Raw genomic sequence first — 25461 nt, 5'->3', positions numbered from 1 at the left:
AATATATGGTAGAATGTACGTGTCATTAAGTTTACCATAGAAAAAGATAATCAGTTGGAAAGGGGATAGGTGAATGAAGCTGGCGATCGCAAGCGACCATGGCGGCTTTCATTTAAAGGAGGCTGTTAAGGCCTACTTGGAGGGTAGTGGTGTGACAGTTCTCGATTTTGGCTGCACGAGCACAGATAGTGTTGATTTTCCTGGTTATGCGAAAACAGTAGGAGATGCTATTAATTGTAAAGAAGTTGATTTAGGAATTCTCTGTTGCGGTACAGGAATTGGGATGAGCATTGCCGCTAATAAAATCAAAGGTATTCGTGCTGCTGCAGTAGGAGATGTATTCACAGCAAAAGCGACAAGAGAGCATAATGACAGCAATGTTCTCTGTCTTGGCGAGCGTGTAACCGGTGAAGGATTAGCGTTGACGATAGTAGAAACATGGCTGAATGCTGAGTTTTTAGGAGGCAGGCATGCCCAAAGGGTCAATGCTATCGGTGAACTGGAGGCAGGGCTATAATTTAAGGGATAACTCTGAAAAATCTGCCAGAAAAAATCCCCTAAAAAGACAAGTTTTTTTCCATTGCTCTCATAATCCTATATAATACCATTATATGAAATTAAAAACGCATGCAATTAATTAGGGGGTAAAATGCTTTGAAAGTTGGAGTAATTGTCTTTGGGAGTTTGCCTGCAGGGGTCAAACAAATAGTGTATAAGTTGCAGCTTCATTTAACTCCTAAGCACGAATTGGTTGGAATGGAGATAGAAAAGGGAACGGGAACAGCAAGATATAAGGAGCTTAACATAAACAGCGACTCTCCTTACTTGAGCGATTCAATGCTTATGATGTCTGCATATCCTGAAGATGATAAATGGGAAGAAATTTTTTCTGCAGTAGATACTGCTGTTGTCATTGGAAATGCAGAGGCGAAAGAAAAATGGACAAGCTATTTGGCTGACCATTCTTCCGTACGCTCTTTATTTGTTCCGGTGTCAATTTTTAATGATATAGAAGGTTCTGAAACCACGCTTGGTTATGATACAGCGGTGAACAGCATCGTCGATAATATTCTTAGAGTGAAGGATACAATTAACTCCTTGAAATATGACAATCCGCGGTTATTCGGTTTTTCTATAGATGGAAGCCCCTCCATTAAAATGCTGGAGGACATTTCGAGTGCAGGAGACGGGCATTTCTTTGCTCCTGAATTTGGAGCAGATGAAATGGACGCACTAAAGGAACGCATCGAAGCAAGCTTTACAGAATGGAACACTTCTTCTGTCCTTGTATATAGTGCTGCTGCACATGCTTCAGCAATAGAACAAGTTGTTGACCATCTGAAAGTAGATTTTAAATATACGGAAATCGATGAGGCACTTTGTATGGGGACAAACCCGACAGCAGCTGACCGAATTTTAGCTAACAGACTGACAGGCGGGATTCTTTCTTGGTTAGAGCAAAAGCAAGAAACAGGCCAATTGGCTGTACAAACGGACGAAATTGCATTTATAAAGAAATAATAAAAACCTGATAAAGGACTGGTATAGATGAGCGAATTGACGAAGACAAATATTGAACAAATGGCGGTCAATACTATTAGAACACTTTCCATTGATGCCATCGAGAAATCCAACTCTGGCCACCCAGGAATGCCGATGGGTGCAGCACCGATGGCGTATGCGCTTTGGGCAAAGGAAATGAATCATAACCCTGCCAATCCTGAATGGTTTAACCGTGACCGCTTCGTCTTATCTGCAGGACATGGCTCTATGCTGTTATACAGCCTGCTTCACCTGTTCAACTACGGAGTGAGCATCGACGACTTGAAGAACTTCCGTCAATGGGGAAGCAAAACACCTGGACATCCAGAATTCGGCCACACTCCTGGAGTGGAAGCAACAACAGGTCCGCTTGGACAAGGGATTGCGATGGCAGTAGGTATGGCAATGGCAGAGAGACATCTTGCTGAGACATACAATAAAGGCGACTATCAAGTTGTTGATCATTATACATACAGCATCTGCGGCGACGGTGATTTAATGGAGGGAGTTTCAGCAGAAGCAGCATCCCTTGCAGCACATCTAAAGCTTGGAAGATTGGTTGTTCTATATGATTCCAATGATATTTCTCTTGACGGTGATCTTCATCTTTCCTTCTCAGAAAGTGTGCAAAAGCGTTTTGAAGCATATGGCTGGGAGGTTCTTCGTGTTGAGGATGGCAATGATAGCGCGGCAATTCAAGCAGCTATTGCACAAGCGAAGAAATCAGATGTGCCGACATTGATTGAAGTTAAGACAGTTATTGGCTACGGTTCGCCGAATAAAGGCGGTAAATCAGCTTCCCACGGTGCACCGCTTGGAGCTGACGAAACATTGCTTGCAAAGCAAGCTTACAGCTGGGAATATGAAGAAGCATTCCATGTGCCTACTGAGGTTGCTGAGCACTATGCAGGTTTAGCTGCTGAAGGTCAGACAAAGGAAAATGAGTGGAATAAAATGTATGAAGCTTATAAAGCGGAATATCCGGAGCTTGCAACTCAGCTGGAAACAGCAATTAAAGGGGAAGTGCCAGCGAATCTTCAAGAAAGCTTGCCTGATTTCGAAGCTGGAAGCGCAATGGCAACAAGAGATTCTTCTGGAAAGAGCATTCAAGCAGCGGCAAAAGCAATTCCAGCATTCATCGGCGGTTCAGCTGACTTGGCAGGCTCTAATAAAACGCTGATCGGTCATGAAAAGAACTTTGGTCTGGATGGCTATGCAGCTAAAAATATTTGGTTTGGCGTACGTGAATTTGCGATGGGTGCAGCTATTAATGGTATGGCATTGCATGGCGGTGTGAAGGTGTTTGGAGCGACATTCTTTGTTTTCTCTGACTATCTGCGTCCTGCTATCCGTCTTGCAGCATTAATGAAGCTTCCTGTCACATATGTTTTCACACATGACAGTATTGCTGTCGGTGAAGACGGACCAACGCATGAGCCGGTTGAGCAGCTTGCTTCCTTGCGTGCAATGCCAGGTCTGTCTGTCATTCGTCCTGCTGATGCTAAGGAAACAGCAGCCGCATGGCAAATTGCCTTGGAAAGCAAGGATACTCCAACTGCATTAGTGCTGACTCGCCAAAACTTGCCTACATTGGATTTAACTAAGGCTGAGGCATTTAATGGCGTAAGTAAAGGAGCTTATACCGTTTCTGCCGCAACAGGGGAGACGCAAGGTTTGCTGCTTGCGAGCGGATCTGAAGTGTCTCTAGCCATTCAAGCACAAGCAGAACTTGAAGCAGACGGAATTTCTGTAGGTGTTGTCAGCATGCCAAGCTGGGACTTGTTCGAAAAGCAGTCTCAAAGCTATAAAGACAGCGTGCTTCCAGACAGCATTCAAGCTCGTGTAGCAATCGAAGCAGGTGCTTCATTAGGATGGAGAGAGTATATCGGTGCTAAAGGAGAGCATATTACAATCGATCATTTCGGTGCATCTGCTCCAGCTGATAAGCTTTTCCAAGAATACGGCTTCACAGTAGAGAATGTGAAGGCGAAAATGAAAGCAGCTATAGAAGCTGCGAAATAACAATAGAAGCCTGCCGTTTCTGGCAGGCTTTATTTATTGGTTTTGATTATTCTTATATGAAATTATCTCTCCTGGGCTTTCTATTAGTTTGCTAGTAGAATATAATAGATTTATATTATGAGGAATATCACGTTCTTGTGCATATAGTAATTTCAACTAGTTTTAAAAAAAGGTGGGACTCTTCATGTGGCAAGATTGGCTAATTGAATTATTAAAGGGGTTTGGAAAACTATTTCTTCATCCTTTGTTTTATCTTTCCTTTTTGTTAGCAGCCTATTTAGGTGTCTCAAGGGTGAAGAAGGAGCGAAAGGATTTCACCATCAGGGCATTGAATGCTTATTTTGAGCTGAAACAGCTTCTGCCTGTTGGCGTTATTATAGGATTGTGCCTATCGATAATATCGATTGGATTAGTTCTCGTAGTGCCGATGGAAATGGTTATCTATACAGGCATCTTCACTCTGCTTCTAAGCTTAATTTGGAAGACACGTTTGCTTTCTCCCGTGTATACTGTTGGTCTTGGAATATTGGCAAGCATCGCTTCTCTGTATATGGGATGGGATTTCTTCCTCTTTTCTGAGAGCGTAATTGGCGGAGATACATATATCTTTCCAACTGCTGTTGTGGTGTTAGGCTTGCTGCTTGCAGCAGAGGGCTTGCTGATTCAGAAGAATGGCAGCAAAGGAACATCACCTCGCCTGACAAAAAGCAGCAGGGGACAAGCAATCGGCATCCATTTGTCAGAAAGAGCTTGGCTTGTGCCATTGTTTCTGTTTCTCCCGGAAGGAGTGCTGTCTATTCCTGTTGAAGGATGGCCGGTCTTTACTGTTGGTGATCAAACATACTCCATCATCCTTGTGCCGTTTTTGCTAGGATTCAGACAAGCTGTACAAGCAGTACATCCTACAGTTGCAGTGCGAGCAGTCGGCAAAAGGGTGTTCTGGCTCGGGCTGTTTATTGCAATAAGTGCGGCAGCTGCTTATTATTTCCCTCTTGCGGCTATAGGTAGTGTTATTGTGGCTATTATCGGCCGTGAATGGATTACGGCAGGTCAAAAAGCGAAGGAAAAAAATAAAGGCTTTTATTTCACGAAAAAAAATAATGGCATCATGATTTTAGGTGTTGTTCCTGACTCTCCAGCAGATAAGATGGGGCTTAAAATCGGTGAAATTATCACAAAAGTGAACAGCATTCCAGTGCAGGACGAAATTCAGCTTTACACTGCACTGCAAAAAAACTCAGCTCATTGCAAAATGGAAGTTCTCGATACAAATCATGAGGTTCGTTTTACTCAGAGGGCATTGTACGAAGGAGACTATCATAAGCTTGGCATTCTGATGATTCAGGATGAAAAGGCGAAAGGCAATCAAGCAGTATAAAGTGTTAAACCCAAAATTTCAACGGAATTGCGTAAAAAACAACCGGAATAAAATAAGTAAATAATAGAGAATATTGAGATATAACCGCTTAGTAATTTATATAAGCGGTTAAATTTTTTTAAGGGTTGATTATTATATGAACAAAGAACCACAAGAACTAATAGTTTTTTGTAACCCATATAATGGAGAAAGTTTTGATAGCTTTCTGTCACGATTGAGTGAAAAGAACCTCTATGATGGAACATCTTATCTGTATGGATATGCTCGTTTAAATAAAAATATTGGAAATGTAAATAAGAGATTAATGACTTAAGTTTTGGTATACTTTCAAGGCTAACTGGGGTCAGTGAAGAGAGTTTACTTAATTTAACATATCATCGAGTAATTTTAGGTAGTATTACTCAAACTGATGTTTCGATAATATTAAATTATTTTAAAAAAAAGGGGCTTACACAGCAAGGTAAAAAAAATATTGTCCAAAGTGTCTGGAAGAAAAGACATTCTTTAAAAAAGAATGGGAGCTAGTTTGCTATCAAGTTTGTTGGTTACATAGACAAAGAGACAGGCAATATTAAGAACTTTTTCCCATCTATTGAATAAAGAATGAGGTGTTATTGATTATGACTGAATTAACAAAAGAGGAAAAAAGGAAACTCATCAGATTTTATTATGCACATATGGGGATTGGCCGATTTTTGACCATATTAGAACAGTATTCTAAGGGGTGGGGATACGGAGACGAATACGCACGATATGTTTTTGCTAGTTATTACGAAGATTGGGAAGAAGATTATTTCGGTGAAGAGGGTATAGCCTACTATATCGATGCTCCAGCTGCAGATGAAGACACGGAAATAATACTAGATTACCAAACTTTTTATCAGTATTTGAAAGATGACTGTGAAGATTATCTTCAGCAACGTCCAGAGGACAGAGAGAAAGTACAGGAATATCTCCAAAAAATTAAAGGAAAATTTAATATCGAAGACTAGACTCGTAGGGGGTTCCTCCGAGTATATATACACGTTTTTCATAAATATTCAGAAGATCCCTTTAGGTCTTCCCCTATTCACCAATAAATAAGGTTGAAGGTGTACTAATGAATACTCAAGAATATAGAAAGCTAGTTAACCTTTTTTATATACATATGGGTGATGCTAAATTCCTGAGGACACTAAGAGCATACTCTGAAGGTCAAGGATATGGAGATGAATATGCACGATTTGTTTTTGCGAACTATTATGAAGAGTGGGAAGAAGATTATTTCGGAGAAGAAGGTATCGCTTATTACATCGACAATCCAGTTGTAGACGAAGATGCTGAAGTAATATTAGATTACCAAACGTTTTACCAATTTTTATTAGAAGATTGCGAACTGTATATGCGAAGACACCCTAATGATTCAAAAGAGGTAAATGACTACCTTGAAAAGATAAAAGAAAAATACAACATACAAGAATAAACTCGGAGGGAATATCCTTCGAGTTTTTATCCGATTGCAGGTATGTAAGAAGTACTTAACCATAGGGGACACTCTAACGGAGAATAGAAAAAGGAGGGAGTTAAAATGTCGGAACTAACAGAAATGGAAGAAAAGAAACTAATTAAGTATTATTATTTTCTTATGGGAGACGGTAGGTTCTTAAATATTTTACATCACTATTCCATAGAGTGGGGTTATGGAGATGAATACGCTTGGTATGTATTTGCTAGTATTTATGAAGATTGGGAAGAAGATTATTTCGGGACAGAGGGAGTGAGATATTACCTCGATTATCCTGCTGTAGAAAAAGATATAGAAATTACATTAGATTATGAGACATTTTATCGTTACTTATTAGAAGATTGTGAGGAGTATCTGCAAAAACGTCCAAAAGATAGGGAATGGGTAACCGAGTACCTTCAGATGATCAAAGAGAAATTTAAAATAAAAGGATGAACTTGAGTGAGTTTTTTAAATTATTAATATCTTAATTTTTCTTAAATATCATTTCTAAAAAACTGCTTAAATATATTTAAAACTCGTTTGGTTAAACGAGTTTTTTTGTTGCAAAGTTATGTTAGAAACCACCAAAAAATGAAATGTTTTTGGACAAATAAAAATAATATTGCTAGTATTCCCTAATTAAAGGGGGCTAATTAAAAAGATATTGGTAGAAGCGACAGTTTTTGCATTAAAATCTGGAAAAGATTCAATTGATGAGATTGATTTAAATTTAGCTTATAACCGTGTTAAAGTTTCAGCGAGAAGATTGCAACTAATCCTTTTATGCATGATCAATTTCATCTTTTAAGTGCACTCCAAGATGAAGAAAACAGGTTAAAAAGAGAACGGTTAAAAATAAAATAAACCCTATAAAAAAATGAGCTAATGATGCTCTTTTTTATAGGATTTTATTTGTGAAAAATATGTAATATGGGAAGCAATTAACGAGAATATATTGACTAGATGAGTAACATTATTGGACTAGGTATAGGTTTAAAAATATTCCGGGAACATTTTGTGTTTTACAATAAACATAGGTAAAAAAGATTCCTGTAAATAGCAGGGATCTTTTTTTTGCGGAAAAGCCTCATTTCTCCCAATACAAATGCCGGTACCAGAATAGTACAAGCTAACATATTATAAGGTGAATGGCAAAATTAATAACAAGGAGTGAATGGTAATGGACAGAGGTACACTCATTCGTACATTAGTGTTGGCAATCGCATTGGTCAACCAAGTCTTAGTTTCCTTTGGTTTATACGAAATTCCTGGGACAAGTGAGGATTGGACAAACTACCTGACTAACGCATTTACAGTTATAGCAGCTGCAATTGCTTGGTTTAAGAATAACTATGTAACTGCAAAAGGGAAAATGCAGAAGGAAGTTTTGAAGGCAAGTAATCTTACGAACGCGAAATAAAGGATAGAGCACCGTGATGGTGCTCTTCTTCTGTTTAATTGAGTTTTGACTTCTTTTGAGCGTATTAATTTTTTATTTAAAGTGATTATTTTATAATAGAACAGAAAGACTAGGAAGGAATTCCAAAGTACTCGATGAAAAGAGGTCAAAACAATGAAAATAGAGGTATGGTCAGATTTTGTATGTCCATTTTGTTATATAGGCAAGCGCCGTTTAGAGGAAGCTATTGCTCAGTTTCCTGGTAAAGATCAAGTAGAGGTTGAGTTCAAAAGCTTTGAATTAGACCCAAATGCAAAACCTTACTCCGGCACAGGAATCAATGAAGCGCTGGCAAAAAAATACGGCATGAGCATTGAGGAAGCAAAACGAGCAAATGAAGGAATTGGCAGCCAGGCTGCTGGTGTCGGTTTGCAATTTAACTTTGATGATATGAAGCCAACAAATACATTTGACGCTCATCGCCTGGCGAAGTTTGCGGCAACTGTCGGCAAAGAAAAGGAAATGACAGAAAAGCTGTTAGCTTCTTACTTTACAGAATCAAAGCTGATAAGCGACCATGACGTATTAGTAGAAATTGCTCAATCTGCAGGTATAGAAAAAGCAGAAACTTTAGCTGTTTTAAATGACTCTACAAAATATGCAAATGATGTCAGAATTGATGAAGCTTTAGCACAGCAAATGGGAGTGACTGGAGTTCCGTTTTTTGTTATTAATCAAAAGTATTCTATCTCAGGCGCACAGCCGACTGAAACATTCAAACGTGCTCTTCAGCAAGTTTGGGAAGAAGAAGGAAACGCACCTAAACTGCAAGACCTTTCAGGAGGAAATGCAGGAGCAGCTTGCACAGATGATAACTGTGAAATTCCTGAAAAATAATAGACCTAAAGTTATCTAACAACGAAGGGAGCAATATTTGCTCCCTTCGTTGTTTTTTATTGAAGGATGCACTTTGCTTGTAAAAGATAACAGTGTGGCTTGAAGTCTGAATTTCTGGGACTCAAACCATTATTTTTTAGATAACCGATAGTTTTCAAGAGCCTAATATGCCTCGCCCTAAAAAGCCCTAAAGGTTATTGATAACTCCGATTAATTACTATAAAGACTTGGAAGAATATACTCACCAAAGAACAGCCAGCTTTGTTTCTTTTATAGTGTTTAAATTGTGTTTACATAAAAAAGTAATTGACATGTAAGCATCTTCTAATTTAAAATTACATGCATGTGCAATTATAAGTAGTGCAACTATTTTTTGTGGAAAGGATACCGATATGTCAGATAAGTATATGGATAATAAAGAGTTAGGCTTGATACTTTCGAGGACTTATTTAGCTTTTAAAAGAGCAGCTACCCGTCAGATGAGCAGCTTTGGACTGACACCAGAACAGTTTTCTGTGCTGAGCGAATTAAGCAAGACGGAGGGAGTTTCCCAAAAGCGGCTGGCAGAGCTGACAGAAAGAGACCAGACAACAGTTGGTAAGATTCTGGATAAGCTTATAAAAAAAGAGCTTGTAAGTCGTTCTGCAGATCCGTCTGACAGGAGAGCGGTCCGGTTAAATATCACGAGAAAGGGTCTCGATTTGCATGCGCAAATATGGCCAGAGCTCGAGCAGCTTGAAAACCAGACATATAAAGGTCTTAAGGAATCGGAAGTTGAGAGCTTCATCCACATATTAAATAAAATGTATGATAATCTTTCGTAATTTTTTTTAAGAATATACATGCATGTGCAACTTTTTTTGTGAACAGTAGTAAAGGGGAGTAGGAATGAAGATTTTACAAGGTTTTAAAAATATGATGAAAATTCCACAGACAAAAATTGGTTTAGTATTTGCTATTTTTGTGCCTGTGTTCTTTATGATCGTCTGGATGACTGGATATAATCATGCAACAGAAAGACTGGATGAGCTTAATGTTGGCATTGTTAACGAAGATGGAGCGGCAAGCAAAGCGTTAGAAGAACAAATTGCCAAAAGCAGCCCTTTCCATATTGTGACCAATTCGGGATTTGAAAAAGCGAAGGAGCAGCTTGATAAAGGCAATTATGCAATGCTTATCGTTATTCCTGCCAAATTCGCAGAGGAAATGGGCAGTGGCAATGGGGAACTGACTTTCTATGTTAATGAGGCAAACTCACAAGTAGCTGTGTCTATGATGGAAAAAGCAGCATCCGAAATCAGTGCAAATATAGGTGTTCATAGCGGTGTTAAAGCAGATATTGTGAAAACAAACGAGGTTCATAATTTCGCAGCATCTATGCTTCCGATGATTTTTGGCTTTATCACCTATATAGCTGTAATGACGATGAATATCCAATTTAATCTTGTTTCTCAAATCATGAAAAAACATAACTCAAAATGGCAAATTTTCTGGAGCAGGCAGCTGTTGCTGGTCATCGTAGCGCTCGTTGTTCCGACAATCATTGTCAGTCTTGCGGTCAGCTTTCAAGATGTGGCTGCGCCATACTGGAAGTTATGGCTGTTCCATGTGTTAACAGCAGCAGCATGCATCAGCTTCACACAAATGAGTTTCAGCTTATTTGGCAATGCAGGACCGCTCTTTAATGTAGCGATGGTTCCATTGCAGTTAATGACAGCAGGCAATATTATTCCAGCAAATATGCTTGCACCGTTTTACCAGCATTTCGGTGCCTTCTTGCCTGCTTCTAATGGGGTGCAAGGATTCACGAAGTTGATTTATACAGGAGATTCAGTATCATCATTCGCAGTGAACCTTGTGCTTATACTGATTGTGACATTTGCTATCACGGTTATCAGACTGGCAGCACAAAAAGAAAAAGCAGTTAATTCTGCGGTATCTGCAAAGCAATTAGCTCATTAAAAAAAAGGAAAATCCATCATTTTCGATGGATTTTCCTTTTTTAGTATAGCTGTCGACTTTCAGTTAGCATTAATACCTCCTGTGCTTTAACAGGCTTGGAGAATAAGAAACCTTGAATGCTGTAGCAACCCATTTCTTGCAGCAAATGAAGCTGTTCCTTCAGTTCGACACCTTCTGCTACAAGGTTGAGATTCAGGTTATTAGCTAAAGTGATAATGGTATGAACGATGGCGTTATTCGTTTCTGTCCCAAGATTTTGAACAAATTCTCTCGGGATTTTCAGGGCATCAATCGGCAGCTCCGTTAAATAGGACAAGGAGGAATGACCTGTGCCGAAATCATCTATTGAAATTCGGACACCCAATTCTTTCAGCCTGTGCATGGTGGCCACTGTTTTTTCAATTTGGTTCATGGCAATCGCTTCTGTAATTTCGATAATTAAGTAGTTTGGATCAAAGCCTGATTCAGCTACTGAAGCAGCAATGAAATCAACAAGGTCACTTGATTGAAATTGTTTCGGTGAAATATTAATCGATACTTGAATTAAATTCCCGCTGTCATGCCAAACTCTGCCTTGTCTGCACGCTTCTTTTATGATCCATTCTCCAATCGGAATGATTAAGTTCGTTTCTTCTGCAAGATCAATAAAATGAAATGGTGTCAGCAATCCTAATTTAGGGTGCTCCCATCTGATTAACGCCTCTGCACCGTATATAAGATCTTCCTGAGTATCCACTTGCGGCTGATAATAAAGGACGAACTCATCATTTTGAATAGCGTGATGCAAATCCTGTTCTAGTCTTAAGTGATTTTCAGACACACCCTCCATTCCAGGCTTATAGAAATTATATTGATTTTTTCCATTCTTTTTTGAGTAATACATCGCAATATCTGCTTGTTTCATCATGGTGACTGCGCTTTTTTCTGTTCCTTCTGATAAAGAAATGCCCATGCTTGGAGTTGTGACAACATAATTTTCTTTAATGAAGTAAGCGGGTGTTAATGCTTTCATCATTTGTTCAAGCAGCTCTATGATTTCGTCCTCTGTTTTACGGTTTTTTAACAAAATCGTAAATTCATCACCGCCCAATCTGGCGAGTATGTCACCAGGGTGGATGACAGAGTTCAGCCTTGTTGAGATTGATACAAGCAATTCATCACCAGCATCATGCCCTAACGAGTCATTAATCACTTTAAAACGGTCAAAATCAATGAAAATAACAGCCATTAAGCCTGATTTTGCTGATTTAATCCCTTTTCGCAGCGACTCTTCAAAATAAGCTCTGTTTGCTAATCCGGTCAGTGAATCATGATAAGCTAAAAACTGGATTCGTTCATTGCTTGCAATAGCGTTTGTAATATCTTTTGAGATGACAAATACGCCGGCAACTTCCATGTTTATATACATTGGAATGAAGGTTATATAATAAAAATATCTTTTGCCAAAATCATCCCGATAATCCACTTCAAAGCTTTGATGCAGGCCTTGAAGAGCGATATGAAAGCTTTTCTCAACAACCTGTCTTTTTTCTTTGAATATATGAAAAAAGGAAGCTCCTAAAAAGGATTCTATAGGTTCATAAGCCATCCTGACAAAAGCGTTGTTTATTTCAATAATATTGCCTTGTAAATCAAGTGTCATTGCAGCATCTGGATGAAACTTGAACAAGGACATGAATTTTTGATTGTCTGTGCTCGCAGTTTTAAGCAGCCTTTTATAATTTGCCAAAATGATAATCTGTCTTGCCATGATAAGGAAAACGGATAAGAGGCCTCCAATTGCCAAAACAGGATGATGATGATCGACGATAATAATAAAACATATAAAAAATAAGAGGGCAGAATATGGAATAAATATTTGTAAAAAATCGTATCTCCGTCTTTTGGTCATAGCTGCTGCTGGAGTCCTTTTTGCAGCAATGCTCGCTAATGCGATAATCAGCAAAGATAAAATAAATAAAGGGTCAAAATAGCTTCCCGTATTGTATTTAGTGACAAACAGCAAATACATATAGCCCGTATCTGCGGCAATTTGCACGAGTATTCCTATTAAAATTACCGTTAAATTTGTTCTGAGTGGCAGCTCTTTAATGGAAAATAGGATTAATAAGGCTCCAATCAATAAGGCAAGATCACCTAATGGGTATCCGATTGCTGTAGCCAGAAAAATTCCTGTATAACCTTCTGTTTTCAGCAAAGGTTCAAGAAGGAAGTAGTAGCTTAAACAGAATGCAACAATCATTACAATCATTAATTCAAAAATTAGCTGAACACTGCGGAGCAAGGTTCTTTGCATGCTGAAGTAACGGAGGAAACCAGTTAAATAAAAGAAAATCTGCAGCATGTAGAAGATGTCGCTGTAATCTGGGAATGGAACCGTTTGACGCAAAATACTTTCCTGATACAACCAAATCAGCTCTGCGATAAAGTACGTAAATGTGCCGCTGGCAAGCCAAAACCAAAGAATTTTTTCAGGTGTGCTGCTTTTTCGATAAGAAAAGAACAACACAGCAGTGGAAATGAGCGCACCTGCAGCCGATAAAATATTACTGCTCAGCACAGTTATGTGACTGTCTGTTCCAAACAGCAAAACACCATAATAGATTAATATATAGCTGACAATAATAAAAACTCCGATACCGATTCTGTATGTAACTTTCAACTTGCTCATCCTTTTTCCTCACGACTATTAATTGGGTATTTTGTCTCATTATAAACGAAAATATAGGTTATTCCCACAGAATAAGGAAATTAATTAGCTGGTACTATTTTCTAAAGGTGCATGGCTTACTTTTAGGAAAAGCGTTTTTTTTAGAGAAACTTGTCCTTTTTGCGCAATATATGAACATTTGCCTAAAAAATGCATATATATTAATTGACGTATTGTTGATATACATTTAAAATCTTTCCTAAGGGAAACTTTTTTAAATGGAGTAAACAAACGTTAAATTGCCAATTAGCTGAATGCTTAAAAAACTTCAATAAAGGGGAATGACAATGCCGGATAATTTACTGCTAGCTTTTGGGTTAACCTTATTAGCTGGTCTTGCAACAGGTATCGGAAGTTTGCTTGCATTACTTACTTCCAGAACGAATACTAAATTCCTGTCATGGATGCTTGGATTTTCTGCAGGTGTAATGATTTATGTTTCGATGATTGAGATTTTTGTAAAAGCGAAGGATTCACTCGTCAGTTATTTAGGGGAACAGCAGGGGAATTGGCTCACTGTCGGTGGTTTTTTTGCAGGGATTTTACTGATAGCATTAATTGATAAGTTTGTACCAGAACAGGGGAATCCACATGAATTGAAGAAGGTTGAAGATTTGACATCTCCTAAGAAAACGACAGACGCAGCTCTGTTGAAAATGGGGACATTTACAGCGCTTGCCATCGCAATTCATAACTTTCCGGAAGGTATTGCTACATTTACTGCTGCCTTGCAGGATCCAGCACTTGGAGTTGCCATCGCTATCGCAATAGCCATTCACAATATTCCTGAGGGAATTGCCGTTTCCGTACCAATCTATTTTGCAACAGGAGACAGAAAAAAGGCATTCAAATTATCCTTTTTATCTGGTCTTGCAGAGCCGGTCGGCGCTGTCGTGGCATTCTTGATTTTGATGCCATTTTTGAATGATCTTATGTTTGGTTTAATATTTGCAGCAGTTGCAGGAATCATGGTTTTCATATCTTTGGATGAATTATTGCCTGCCGCAAAGAAATATGACGAAGGCCACTTGTCGATTTACGGTCTAGTTACGGGTATGGCTGTTATGGCAGTCAGCTTGCTGCTAGTTATTTAAGATTCATAGCAGCAAGGTGCTACCTTATTTTAAAAGCTTTTTATTTTCGATTTCCATTTTTTCAACTTCAAGCTTCATTTTATCTGTTTCCAGCAAAAAATTCTCATGCCTCAACTTTTCAAGGGTGATTTCATCTTGGATCATTTTTCGTTTTAATTTGAGTTTATCCTTTGAGTGTTCTGTAACAATGGCGATAATAGGAATGGCGAATACCATGATTACTGCGACTAGTCCTGTCATTATGAACCTCCTTCTAGAAATTGTCTTATCATTGATTATACGATAAACCCCTTGTGGATGTTTCAAAAGATGCGATATTTGTTAGATAATCTAATGAAAAAAGAGGAGTTAATGGAAATTCCTCTTTTTTTGTATTACGATGGAGACAAGCATTCTTACCAATTAACGGGGTGAAAGCAATGAATGAAAAAGCAGCAGTAGGTGAAAAGGCGGCAGTTGATTATGTTAAAGATGGCATGGTAGTTGGATTAGGTACAGGTTCAACAGTCTACTATACAATCTTAAAAATAGGCGAAATGGTCCGGAAAGGGCTGAAGATTACAGGTGTGGCGACTTCTGTCCAAACAGAAAAACTGGCCAAAGAGCAAGGTATACCGCTTCTGTCTTTAGATGAGGTAAAAACGATTGATGTAGCGATTGATGGAGCGGACGAAATAAATCATTATTTTCATGCGATTAAAGGCGGAGGCGGAGCTTTGCTGAGAGAGAAAATAATTGCAAAGGCTTCCAAACAGTTTGTAGTGGTTGCTGATTCCAAAAAAGTGGTGCAAAGCTTAGGGGAATTTCCGCTTCCTGTTGAAATAGTTCCGTTTGGAGCTGGTAAAACAGAAGGGTATATTCAAAGCTTTGGCTGTCAGACCGCATTAAGAATGCAAGGGGACAGTCCTTATGTTACCGATAACGGCAACTATATCATTGATTGCCGATTCGGTGAAATAAAAGACCCGGAACAGCTGGAAAAAGAATTGAATAACATAACAGGTGTTGTTGAAAACGGCCTGTTTGTCGATATGGTCAAGCATGTAATTACAATCGGCGAGGATAAACAGGCAATCCTTTTGGACAAGCTGGAATAATCTATTTTAAGAAGTAAGAAATGTCTGCTTCCAACCAAAACCTTTAACTTTGTTAGAGGTTTTTTCCTGCTGTCTAAGAATGTTCATAAAATCCTCACAATATCTCCGTTTTTTTTACTTTATTAAAGTTTCCATTTCATTTTGTAAGTTATATCATCGTTACATGGATAATTTATAAAAGGAAAAATGGTCAGAAGTGCTTCCGTATTTATTTGGGAAAGGCTTCTGATGGATAAGCGAAAGGGAGAGAATTCTATGTCATTACGAGAAGATGCTTTAAGAATGCATCAAGAAAAACAAGGTAAATTGGAAGTGAACGCAAAGGTAGAGGTGAAGAATGCACAGGATTTGAGTTTAGCATATTCACCAGGTGTGGCAGAACCTTGCAAGGTAATCCATGAGCAGCCTGAGACGGTTTATGATTATACAATGAAAGGAAACATGGTTGGTGTTGTAACAAACGGCACTGCAGTTCTTGGTTTGGGCAATATCGGAGCAGCTGCTTCTTTGCCTGTAATGGAAGGGAAAGCTATTCTTTTTAAAAGTTTTGCAGGAGTGGATGCATTCCCGATTGCTCTAGACACTACAGATCCAGATAAGGTCGTGGAGACAGTCTCGTTAATGGCTGCCGGCTTTGGCGGAATCAACCTGGAGGATATTGCAGCACCACAATGCTTCGAAATCGAAGAGCGTCTTAAGCAGAAATTGGACATTCCTGTTTTTCATGATGACCAGCATGGAACAGCGATTGTCACAGTTGCCGGACTGCTGAATGCCTTAAAAATTGTTAAGAAGGAATGGAAAGATATTAAGATTGTTTTAAATGGAGCAGGAGCTGCAGGGATTGCTATTACAAAGCTGCTTTACTCATACGGGGTTACAAATATGATTATGTGTGACACAAAAGGGGCAATTTACACAGGTCGTCCTGAAGGGATGAATGCAGTGAAGGAATCTGTTGCTGCTTATACAAATATAAACAAAGAATCTGGTTCTTTAAGTGATGTGATAAAAGGCGCAGATGTATTCATTGGCGTATCAGTTGCTGGTGCATTAACGAGTGAGATGGTTTCAACAATGAATAAGGATGCCATTATTTTCGCGATGGCAAACCCGGTTCCAGAAATTACTCCAGCTGAGGCGAAGTCTGCAGGAGCTGCCGTTGTCGGAACTGGAAGATCTGACTTCCCGAACCAGGTGAATAATGTGCTAGCATTCCCGGGAATTTTCCGTGGAGCATTAGATGTGCGTGCGACAGATATTAACGAGGAAATGAAGCGAGCTGCAGTTGGTGCAATTGCTGATTTGATAGAAGAGTCCGAATTAAATCCAGATTATGTTATCCCAAGTCCATTCGATCCGCGTGTTGCCCCTGCAGTAGCTGCAGCGGTAGCTAGTGCCGCGATGGACACAAAGGTAGCAAGAATTACAGTTGATCCTCAGCAAGTGTTAAACAGAACTGTTGAGCTGACAAGCATCGGCAATTAATAATGAAAGGCTGCAGCATGAGCTGCAGCCTTTTTGTTTAGGAAGATTGGCCTTCCAGAACAGGGTTTGCTTCTTGGAGAGCTTTTTCTTTTTTCGGTTTCATACTGAAAAGCAGATTTAAAAGGATGGCAACAAGACTTCCGGAAATAATGCCGTCACTGACGATGATGCGCAAGAAGGAAGGAAGTTGGGCAAATAAGTCAGGAACAGCAGTGGCGCCAAGACCGATCGAAACAGAGCAAGCCATTATTAGCAGATTTGCTTGTTTGCTGAAGTCAACAGTACTGAGCATTTTGATACCTGATGATACAACCATTCCAAACATCACGACTGTTGCTCCGCCAAGAACGGGTGTCGGAATGACGGTTGCAAATGCCGCTATTTTTGGAATCAAACCAAGAAATACTAGGATACCGCCAGCTGCAACTACTACATTTTTGGTCTTTACCTTGGACAGCTGTACAAGGCCGACGTTTTGAGCAAAGGTATTATATGGGAAGGCATTCAAAATCCCTCCGAGTGTGATGGCAACACCTTCTGCCCGATACCCTCTAGTCAAGTCTTTGTCAGACAGCGGCTTTTCACATATTTTGCTGAGGGCGAAGAAAACGCCTGTGGATTCAATGACAATAACAATTCCAACCACCAGCATCGTTAAAATCGGACCGATTTCAAATGTAGGTGTCCCGAAATAGAAAACACTCGGCAAACGGAACCAGCTTGCTTCTGCAACTGGAGAAAAGTCGACTTTTCCCATGAAGGCAGCTGCGGCTGTTCCAACGATAATACCTGCTAATACAGATAGTGACTGAACAAAGCCTTTTGAAAAACGGCTTAAAATAAGAATGAAAAGCAATACACTAAAGGATAAGGCGAGATTCTCGATAGAACCGAAGTCCGGACTTGCAGCTCCGCCTCCCATGTTTTTTATTCCTGATGGTATTAGCGATAACCCGATGATTGTGACGACTGTTCCGATGACAACAGGCGGGAAAAGCTTCGCAATTTTGCTGAAGAGCGGTGCGCAAATGATGATGAACAAACCTGTTACGATAATGGCTCCATATATGGCAGTAATGCCATAGTTAGTGCCGATAGAAATCATCGGCGTGACGGCAACGAAGGAGCTCCCTAATACTACAGGGAGTCCAATCCCTAAATACTTGTTTTTCCATGCTTGTAATAGTGTGGCGATACCGCATGTAAGCAAATCAATTGCGACTAAGTACGCAAGCTGTTCTGCTGTCAGCTCTAAGGCTCTCCCGACTAATAATGGCACGAGGATAGCTCCTGCATACATCGCCAGCACATGCTGAAGACCTAAGGAAAAAATTTTCCCGTTGTTCAGTTTTGTTTTTGTCATCATTATCACTCTCTCATACTTAATGTTAATTAATCTAACATGTTAGGTTATATTAATTAACATATTAAAGAGTGGGTAAAAATAAGTCATTGGTTATAATGTACAAAATATTTAGAAAATATAGTTTACTTTACACCTGCAGTTGGCTGCTGTACCTGCAAAATCGATTTAATTCGAAATGCCAAGCGTAAATGGAAGGTTGTATCTGCGTCTTTCAGGCTTCTTCCTAAAAGCTCTTCGCATTTCTCCAACCGGTAAATAACAGTATTGCGATGAACAAATAGCCTTTTCGCTGTTTCTGATATTTGACAATGTGTTTCCAAATAAACAGACAATGTATGAAGCAGAATTTGGGCATCTTCTTCCTGCTGCTTATTCGACAGCCCTTGAAAGATATGATCACAAAACTCCTGTAAATCCTTCTCTGGGATAATTCGCAGCATTTCCGAAACATCCTTCGGACGGTGCACTTGAATAAACTGTGATTTTGCTGACAGCAAACCTGTATGATAAGCACTCAATGCCTCTTTATAAGCATTCTGCATATTAACGAGCTGGTGACTGATGTTGCTGAGCCCAAATGACATCGTTTTTTTGAAGATTTTTTCTATATTACCTTGAAGATCTTTTAAATAGTCGATTGCCTGTGAACGGAATTCTACATTAGAATCGCCGGCTTCCATGATGAGAATACAATGATCTCCTTTTACAAACAGCTGCGTGAGAAAAGGTGCCTTTATTATTTCTGTCTCGAGGAATTCATACAGATAATCTGTTTCAAGCTGGTGCTGTGCGAATGTTTTATGGACATTGCTTTGATCAACCTTGCCAAGAATCATCAGAGAGGGGAGCTCGTTTGTTAAGGAAAACTCTTTGGCTCTGCTGGTGATTTCTTCTTTTGAAGTTATTCGTCCTTCTACCATGTTTAAAAAGAACTCATTGCGTGCTCTTCTGGCATATTGTCTTTCCGTGTTTTCCCGCATAAGTTCAAAGGTGAGGACATTTGTAGCCTGTTCAATTGTCAAAAGTAAATTTTTATCGTGAATAGGCAGGCTGCCAAGCGCAATCAAAAATGCTGGTTTGCCGATAGGTGTATGGATTGGAAAAGCCGCAAATACTTCTTCTGTATATCTGGAAGAAAAGCATGTACAGGAAGTGCTGTTTAAAAACAGGCGGAAATCCTCTGCATATAAATTCATGATCATTTCACTGATTGGGTGTTTCGAATGGGAAGAAGCATGGATTTGGAAATGCTGATCAAGCAGAATGACCCTCTGACCAATCATATTAGATAAATCGTCAAGCAATTTTTTTATGCCTTTGCCTTTTAAAATATGCTGTGTAAATTTCCTATGCGTTTCAAAAGCAGTCAGTAAATCAGACGTTCGTTCATTTAGCATATATTGCAGTGTAGTATTGACAATTTCTCCAAGCGATTTCTCCAGCGGGATTTGTAAGACGGGAAATTGATGGGTATCAGCATATTGGATAACTTCTTCCGGAATACTTTCTAAGAAGCGGTGTGTTTTTATACCCAATCCGGCGCATTTTTGTTTATGCATAGATTGAACGAGCCCCAACAGCAGTGCCGGATCCTCCTTCAAGTGGTAGGCAGTCGTGACGAGAAAATCATTTTCAAACAGGAAGTCGATGATGTCTGGCGCATCCATCATGGTGACATTTTTAATTTCCCTACCTAAACCGTTTTTTCCAGCAAGGATTTCAATGTCATGAAATGCAGGTTTATTAAGAAGATCAATCAGTTTCATATTAGCCTCCTTCTGATATGCCGTTTTATTTCTTTTTATTATAACGGCAACTTAGTTAATTTGCACAAAAAATTTAGATAATTCTAACATAGTCTCTAATGAATTCAGGAAATATCGTCTTTATCATTAATTAATAAAAACTAACTTGCAGGCGATAAAGTTAAAAACTTGGTAGGAAGGCTAGGAGGAAGTGAGGCATAATGATGAAAACATCCATTCAAGTGAACGAACAAGAAATAGACAGCTGGCTTCAATGGCTGTCTGAATATGGGCAAACGGAAGATGGTGGAGTAACGCGCCTCCTTTATGATGAAAATTGGGCAAAAGCACAAGGAGCCTTAAAGATCAGGATGGAGCAAATTGGCTTATCTGCACAATTTGATGGGGTCGGAAACTTATTCGGCAAGCTTGAAGGCACAGATGAATCAGCAAAATCGATATTGACTGGCTCTCATATCGATACGGTCGTCAATGGCGGCAAATATGACGGCGGATATGGAATTATCGCAAGTTGCTTGGCTGTTAATTATCTTGCTGGGAAATATGGAAAACCGCTGAAAACGATAGAAGTAGTATCTTTATGCGAGGAGGAAGGAAGCCGTTTTCCGCTGGCTTTTTGGGGATCAGGGTCAATCACTGGCAGGTATCAAAAGGACGAAAGCTTGACACTTTTTGATACGGCGGATATTTCTATGGCTCAAGCCCTTAATAAAATTCCGTTTATCCCGGAAAGTGATAGTCTCAAACGAACGGATATTGGCTGCTTCATAGAATTGCATATTGAACAAGGCGCGGTTTTGGAAAAAGAAGAAAAATCAATTGGAGTAGTATCCCATATTGTCGGACAGCGCCGCTTTACGATAAAGATTACAGGTGAAAGTAATCATGCAGGTACAACACCGATGATGTACAGAAAAGACAGCCTGCATATTGCGTCACAGCTAATTCTTCATGCAATGGACAGGGCTAGTGCTGTTGACAGTTTAGTAGCAACGGTCGGAAGTATTACGGCCTCTCCGAATGTGCCGAATGTTATCCCTAAGGAAGTAGTGTTTACATTGGATGTTCGTCATCATGAAGAAGAAGCAATCCAGCAATATTGTGAGAGTCTATTTGCATTCTTTCATGAAAAATGTGATGAAAAAGGGCTTCAGATTGAGATAGACCAATGGCTGGATGTAAAGCCGGTAGCCATGAACAGCCAATTACAGCTGCAAGCAGAAGAAGTGCTGCAGGACACCGGTCTTCCATACAAAACAATGACAAGCGGTGCTGGTCATGATGCACAGGTATTTGGACCCTACTGTCCGACAGCTTTGCTGTTTGTGCCGAGTACAAATGGAATCAGCCATTCTCCAGATGAGTTTACCAATCTTCAAGACTTGAAAAATGGCGTTACCGTATTAATAGAGTTGCTGCATAAGCTGGCTTACTAATAGAAAGGGAGAGATGATAATGTTTGGCGAACTCAATACACCATTAAGAACCATCATGACCCCAGGTCCAGTCGAAGTGGACCCTAGGGTGCTTCGGGCAATGTCCAATCCTATTCTAGGACAATTTGACCCTGCCTTTACGGACATTATGAACAATGTGATGAAAATGCTCCAACAACTTTTCAAGACAAATAATGAATGGGCATTTCCAATTGACGGTACATCCCGATCTGGACTTGAGGCAGTACTGGCAAGTGTGATCGAGCCTGGCGATAAAGTGCTTATCCCGATTTACGGCCGGTTTGGTCATTTGCTGACAGAAATCGCAGAAAGATATGGTGCTGAAATCCATTTGCTTCATCGGGACTGGGGCACGGTTTTTGATCCAGAAGAAGTAATTGCGGAAATGAAGAAGGTGAAACCGAAGATTGTTGCGATGGTCCATGGCGAAACTTCTACCGGCTGCATGCAGCCGGTAGCAGAAATAGGCAAGGCATGCAGGGAAGAGGATGTCCTGTTTATTGTTGATGCAGTTGCAACGATTGGCGGCACAGATGTTCAGACAGATAACTGGTATATTGATGCTATAATCGGAGGAAACCAGAAATGCTTATCTGTCCCGTCAGGAAATGCACCAATTACGTATAATGAGCGGGTGGAACGCATCCTTAATCAACGGAAAAAGGTCGAGCGAGGCATTGCGACAGAACAAGAATTAGCAGAAAGAAAGGCATTTTCTGCGATCCGCACTAATTATTTCGACTTGGCCCAGCTTCAAGATTACTGGGGACCAAGAAGGCTTAACCACCATACAGAGGCTACATCTATGCTGTATGCACTTCATGAAGGCTTGAGAATTGTCCTTGAAGAAGGATTAGAGCAAAGATTCAAGCGCCATAAACTTCATGAGAAAGCATTAATTGCCGGAATTGAAGGAATGGGCTTAGAACTGTTCGGAGACGCAGGCTCGAAGCTGCCAACAGTAACATGTATCAAGATTCCTGAAGGCATTGAGGCAGAATCAGTCAGAAGCATGATGCTTAATGATTTCGGAGTAGAAATTGCAAGTTCATTCGGTCCTCTGCACGGGAAAATTTGGAGAATCGGAACGATGGGCTACAGCTGCCGAAAAGAAAATGTCTTGTTTGCATTGGCAAGCCTTGAAGCAGCCTTAATCAGACATGGAGCAAAAATCTCAGCAGGAGAAGGAATTCAAGCTTCACTAAATGCATATGAGAAAGAAAAATCATTCATAAATTCGTAATATTTTTCTAGAAAATTGACAATAATGAATCTATTGATTATCATGTTAAAAAAATAACGAAACAATAAAAAGGATTAGTAAAACGGTGCGGCTATTAGAAGAGAGGGTCTTTTATGCTGAAAGGGACCTATAGCACGGCCTTTGAACCTGCCTTTTTCGTTCTGCATAAGCTGCAGCGGTGTTAAACCGTTATCATGTTTGAGTGTAAAGCCTTGCTTTAAATTAGGGTGGTACCGCCGATTTTCGGTCCCTAATAAAGCAGGGCTTTTTGTGTTTTAAAAAAAGGGAGTGACAAGATGAAGGGCAATTTTGTAGAAAAAATTACGAATATGGAAGATGATTTTGCGAAATGGTATACCGATGTAGTAACAAAAGCAGAACTGGTTGATTATTCGAGCGTACGCGGATCAATGATCATCAGGCCATATGGCTTTGCTATATGGGAAAATATTAAAAATGAATTGGATTTGCGCATTAAGGAAACAGGCCATGAGAATGTATATATGCCACTTTTTATTCCAGAAAGCCTCCTTCAAAAAGAAAAGGACCATATTGAAGGCTTTGCTCCTGAAGTGGCTTGGGTGACGCATGGAGGAGAAGAAGAGCTTGCAGAAAGATTATGTGTCCGTCCAACCTCTGAAGTGCTGTTCGGGGAGCATTATAAAGATATTATCCATTCTTATCGTGATTTGCCAAAGCTATATAATCAATGGGCAAATGTTGTTAGATGGGAAAAAACAACGAGACCATTTTTGCGCACATTAGAATTCCTCTGGCAGGAAGGACATACTTGTCATGAAACAGAAGCAGATGCAGAAAAAGAAACAGTACAAATGCTTCATGTTTATGCAGCGATATGTGAGGAGATATTAGCCATTCCAGTCGTTAAAGGGAAGAAAACAGAAAAGGAAAAATTTGCTGGAGCAAAATACACATATACAATTGAAAGTCTGATGCATGACGGCAAGGCATTGCAATCAGGCACATCTCATAATTTAGGCGATCATTTTGCCAAGGCATTCGGAATCCAATTTACGGACCGAAACGGTGCTCAAAGCTATGTACAGCAAACCTCCTGGGGATTTACAACGAGAATTATCGGAGCAATGATTATGGTGCATGGTGATGACAGAGGGTTAGTTGTGCCTCCAAGGATTGCTCCAACTCAAGTGATGATTATTCCGATTGCTCAGCATAAAGAAGGTGTGCTTGATTTTACCTATCAGCTAAAAGATAAGCTAGCAGGCAGTTTCCGAACAGGCTTGGATGCAAGTGATAAAAAGCCAGGCTGGAAATTCAACGAGTATGAAATGAAAGGAATTCCTGTCCGCCTTGAAGTTGGCCCAAAGGATATCGAGCAAAAACAAGTCGTGCTTGTCAGGAGAGATACAGGCGAAAAGCTGGCGGTGCCAATGGAAGGCTTGGAGAAAACATTGGAAGACTTGCTTTCAGATATTCAGAAAAACCTGCTCGCAAAAGCAAGCGAGCATCGCGAAGCTAACACCCATCAAGCCCTTGATTTTGAAGCATTTAAGAACCGAGCAAACCAACCAAAAACCGGCTTTATAAAAGCGATGTGGTGTGGTGACAGAGCGTGCGAGGATTTAATCAAGGAAGAAACTGGAGCAACTTCGAGATGCATGCCTTTCGAACAAGAAAAAATCAGTGATACATGTGTATGCTGCGGCAAAAAAGCAGATGCACTTGTCTATTGGGCAAAAGCTTATTAATAAGGAAAAAGCCGAAGGAGAGCATCCTTCGGCTTAAGTTAGTCTACCTTAAAATTACAAACGTTTTCATTATTCGCTATTTTTACCATATAGATAGGAATAAAGTAGTGTACCCGAAGTATTGACCCCCATGTATTATTTGTTAACATTAATAGTGGGAGAAATAAAGCGTTATTATGACATGCTTCACTCTCAAAAAAGGTGAAGTGCCATATGGGAAAATAGATTGCCTTTAGTCCTTGCTGGTTGATGACAGGACATCAGGCAGTGGAGGGGTATCGGATGAGAAAATGGGCTGTGATTGGCATAATGGCCCTGTTTCTGGCGGGCTGCAGCTCGGAAACATATGAAAACGACATGAAGGCAGCAAAAACAGCAATTGAGAGCGGGGACTTAAAAAAAGCTCTGCTGTCACTGGAACTCGCACTTGAGCAGAAGCCAAAGGATGAAACAGCACAGAATCTACATAAAAGAGTGGCTGGATTAATGGATATTAAATCTGCCATTGATAACGGCAACTGGAGTGACGCCTTATCAAAAGCAAGCCAGCTTGCAGAAGATGGCAGGGTGGAAAAGGACCTAGATACACTGTTAGACAAATATTTGGTGGCAGCAGAAGCCAATGCAAATGAATAGGAGAGGAACCAATCTATAGGCAGGTTGGTTTTCATTCAGAAAGGCGTATTTTCTTTGGAAAAAGCGTCTTTTTTATTTTTTTTGAATGGTTAGTTAGAAATTATCAGATGAATTTTTCAAAACTAATAGTTTTCCTAACGATTTTAGGAGTCGAGACTACTAAAAGATAATATAGTTTAAAATTTAGG

General features: G+C 39.8%; 22 protein-coding genes. 18 read left to right on the top strand and 4 right to left on the bottom strand.

The features are described 5' to 3' along the window. Positions 1-73 precede the first annotated feature (73 nt). The 11 genes from rpiB to ACLIJJ_RS23685 all read left to right on the top strand — a co-directional run bounded on the left by rpiB (position 74) and on the right by ACLIJJ_RS23685 (position 10686). Positions 74-517, top strand: coding sequence for a ribose 5-phosphate isomerase B (gene rpiB / locus ACLIJJ_RS23735; protein WP_411228809.1), 444 nt, complete (start codon positions 74-76; stop codon positions 515-517). A 137-nt stretch (positions 518-654) separates the two neighbouring features. Continuing rightward, the gene (locus tag ACLIJJ_RS23730) at positions 655-1521 is read left to right on the top strand and encodes a 6-phosphofructokinase (RefSeq protein WP_233318501.1); all 867 of its coding nucleotides are present in this window, start codon (positions 655-657) and stop codon (positions 1519-1521) included. A 27-nt stretch (positions 1522-1548) separates the two neighbouring features. Then, complete coding sequence (tkt, locus tag ACLIJJ_RS23725; RefSeq protein WP_411411793.1) at positions 1549-3564, top strand: transketolase; 2016 nt, start codon at positions 1549-1551, stop codon at positions 3562-3564. A gap of 184 nt (positions 3565-3748) precedes the next feature. Beyond that, a complete protein-coding gene (locus tag ACLIJJ_RS23720; RefSeq protein WP_411411792.1) occupies positions 3749-4942 on the top strand; it encodes a PDZ domain-containing protein in 1194 nt (397 codons plus the stop codon). Between the two features lie 620 nt (positions 4943-5562). After that, entirely contained in the window at positions 5563-5934 is a 372-nt protein-coding gene (gene cdiI / locus ACLIJJ_RS23715) for a ribonuclease toxin immunity protein CdiI (protein WP_411228812.1), read from the top strand. 107 nt (positions 5935-6041) lie between these two features. Further along, complete coding sequence (gene cdiI, locus ACLIJJ_RS23710) at positions 6042-6404, top strand: ribonuclease toxin immunity protein CdiI (protein ID WP_251644755.1); 363 nt, start codon at positions 6042-6044, stop codon at positions 6402-6404. A 105-nt stretch (positions 6405-6509) separates the two neighbouring features. Beyond that, positions 6510-6881 carry a ribonuclease toxin immunity protein CdiI gene (cdiI, locus tag ACLIJJ_RS23705; protein ID WP_251644754.1) on the top strand — a complete coding sequence of 124 codons (372 nt, stop codon included), beginning with the start codon at positions 6510-6512 and terminating at the stop codon, positions 6879-6881. 727 nt (positions 6882-7608) lie between these two features. Continuing rightward, the gene (locus ACLIJJ_RS23700) at positions 7609-7848 is read left to right on the top strand and encodes a phage holin (protein WP_233318507.1); all 240 of its coding nucleotides are present in this window, start codon (positions 7609-7611) and stop codon (positions 7846-7848) included. Positions 7849-8001: 153 nt separating this feature from the next. Then, on the top strand, positions 8002-8724 hold the full coding sequence (locus tag ACLIJJ_RS23695) for a DsbA family oxidoreductase (protein WP_233318509.1): 723 nt from the start codon (positions 8002-8004) through the stop codon (positions 8722-8724). Positions 8725-9116: 392 nt separating this feature from the next. Beyond that, positions 9117-9548 carry a MarR family winged helix-turn-helix transcriptional regulator gene (locus ACLIJJ_RS23690; protein ID WP_237941913.1) on the top strand — a complete coding sequence of 144 codons (432 nt, stop codon included), beginning with the start codon at positions 9117-9119 and terminating at the stop codon, positions 9546-9548. A gap of 91 nt (positions 9549-9639) precedes the next feature. Next, the gene (locus tag ACLIJJ_RS23685) at positions 9640-10686 is read left to right on the top strand and encodes a YhgE/Pip domain-containing protein (protein ID WP_411411791.1); all 1047 of its coding nucleotides are present in this window, start codon (positions 9640-9642) and stop codon (positions 10684-10686) included. Positions 10687-10726: 40 nt separating this feature from the next. On the opposite strand, the gene ACLIJJ_RS23680 is transcribed toward ACLIJJ_RS23685, so the two are convergent. Next, a complete protein-coding gene (locus ACLIJJ_RS23680) occupies positions 10727-13357 on the bottom strand; it encodes an EAL domain-containing protein (protein WP_411411790.1) in 2631 nt (876 codons plus the stop codon). 326 nt (positions 13358-13683) lie between these two features. On the opposite strand from ACLIJJ_RS23680, the gene zupT reads away from it, so the two are divergent. After that, positions 13684-14490, top strand: a complete 807-nt coding sequence (gene zupT, locus ACLIJJ_RS23675) for a zinc transporter ZupT (RefSeq protein WP_233318518.1) — start codon at positions 13684-13686, stop codon at positions 14488-14490. 24 nt (positions 14491-14514) lie between these two features. Here zupT and ACLIJJ_RS23670 read toward each other — a convergent pair whose 3' ends face one another. After that, positions 14515-14730, bottom strand: a complete 216-nt coding sequence (locus ACLIJJ_RS23670) for a hypothetical protein (RefSeq protein WP_233318520.1) — start codon at positions 14728-14730, stop codon at positions 14515-14517. A gap of 179 nt (positions 14731-14909) precedes the next feature. Between ACLIJJ_RS23670 and rpiA the strand changes: the two genes are divergently transcribed. Continuing rightward, a complete protein-coding gene (gene rpiA / locus ACLIJJ_RS23665) occupies positions 14910-15587 on the top strand; it encodes a ribose-5-phosphate isomerase RpiA (protein WP_411411789.1) in 678 nt (225 codons plus the stop codon). 255 nt (positions 15588-15842) lie between these two features. Next, on the top strand, positions 15843-17075 hold the full coding sequence (gene ystJ, locus ACLIJJ_RS23660) for an NADP-dependent malic enzyme (protein ID WP_411411788.1): 1233 nt from the start codon (positions 15843-15845) through the stop codon (positions 17073-17075). Between the two features lie 37 nt (positions 17076-17112). Here ystJ and ACLIJJ_RS23655 read toward each other — a convergent pair whose 3' ends face one another. Beyond that, positions 17113-18438 carry a nucleobase:cation symporter-2 family protein gene (locus tag ACLIJJ_RS23655; RefSeq protein ID WP_396953781.1) on the bottom strand — a complete coding sequence of 442 codons (1326 nt, stop codon included), beginning with the start codon at positions 18436-18438 and terminating at the stop codon, positions 17113-17115. Between the two features lie 125 nt (positions 18439-18563). After that, positions 18564-20207 carry a PucR family transcriptional regulator gene (locus ACLIJJ_RS23650; protein ID WP_233318528.1) on the bottom strand — a complete coding sequence of 548 codons (1644 nt, stop codon included), beginning with the start codon at positions 20205-20207 and terminating at the stop codon, positions 18564-18566. A 200-nt stretch (positions 20208-20407) separates the two neighbouring features. On the opposite strand from ACLIJJ_RS23650, the gene allC reads away from it, so the two are divergent. The 4 genes from allC to ACLIJJ_RS23630 all read left to right on the top strand — a co-directional run bounded on the left by allC (position 20408) and on the right by ACLIJJ_RS23630 (position 25273). Beyond that, on the top strand, positions 20408-21643 hold the full coding sequence (allC, locus tag ACLIJJ_RS23645) for an allantoate deiminase (RefSeq protein ID WP_349238804.1): 1236 nt from the start codon (positions 20408-20410) through the stop codon (positions 21641-21643). A gap of 13 nt (positions 21644-21656) precedes the next feature. Further along, a complete protein-coding gene (locus ACLIJJ_RS23640) occupies positions 21657-22907 on the top strand; it encodes a pyridoxal-phosphate-dependent aminotransferase family protein (protein ID WP_285854693.1) in 1251 nt (416 codons plus the stop codon). A gap of 296 nt (positions 22908-23203) precedes the next feature. Continuing rightward, on the top strand, positions 23204-24637 hold the full coding sequence (proS, locus tag ACLIJJ_RS23635) for a proline--tRNA ligase (RefSeq protein WP_237941908.1): 1434 nt from the start codon (positions 23204-23206) through the stop codon (positions 24635-24637). Positions 24638-24919: 282 nt separating this feature from the next. Beyond that, positions 24920-25273 carry a hypothetical protein gene (locus tag ACLIJJ_RS23630; protein ID WP_251644746.1) on the top strand — a complete coding sequence of 118 codons (354 nt, stop codon included), beginning with the start codon at positions 24920-24922 and terminating at the stop codon, positions 25271-25273. The last annotated feature ends 188 nt before the right edge of the window (positions 25274-25461 follow it).

It is taken from the genome of Niallia laureatilytica (genome assembly GCF_046613985.1).
In the GTDB taxonomy this organism is placed as follows: Bacteria; Bacillota; Bacilli; order Bacillales; family Cytobacillaceae; genus Niallia.
Note: the sequence above shows the minus strand (reverse complement) of the source record. Positions and strands in the feature narration are given on the sequence as shown.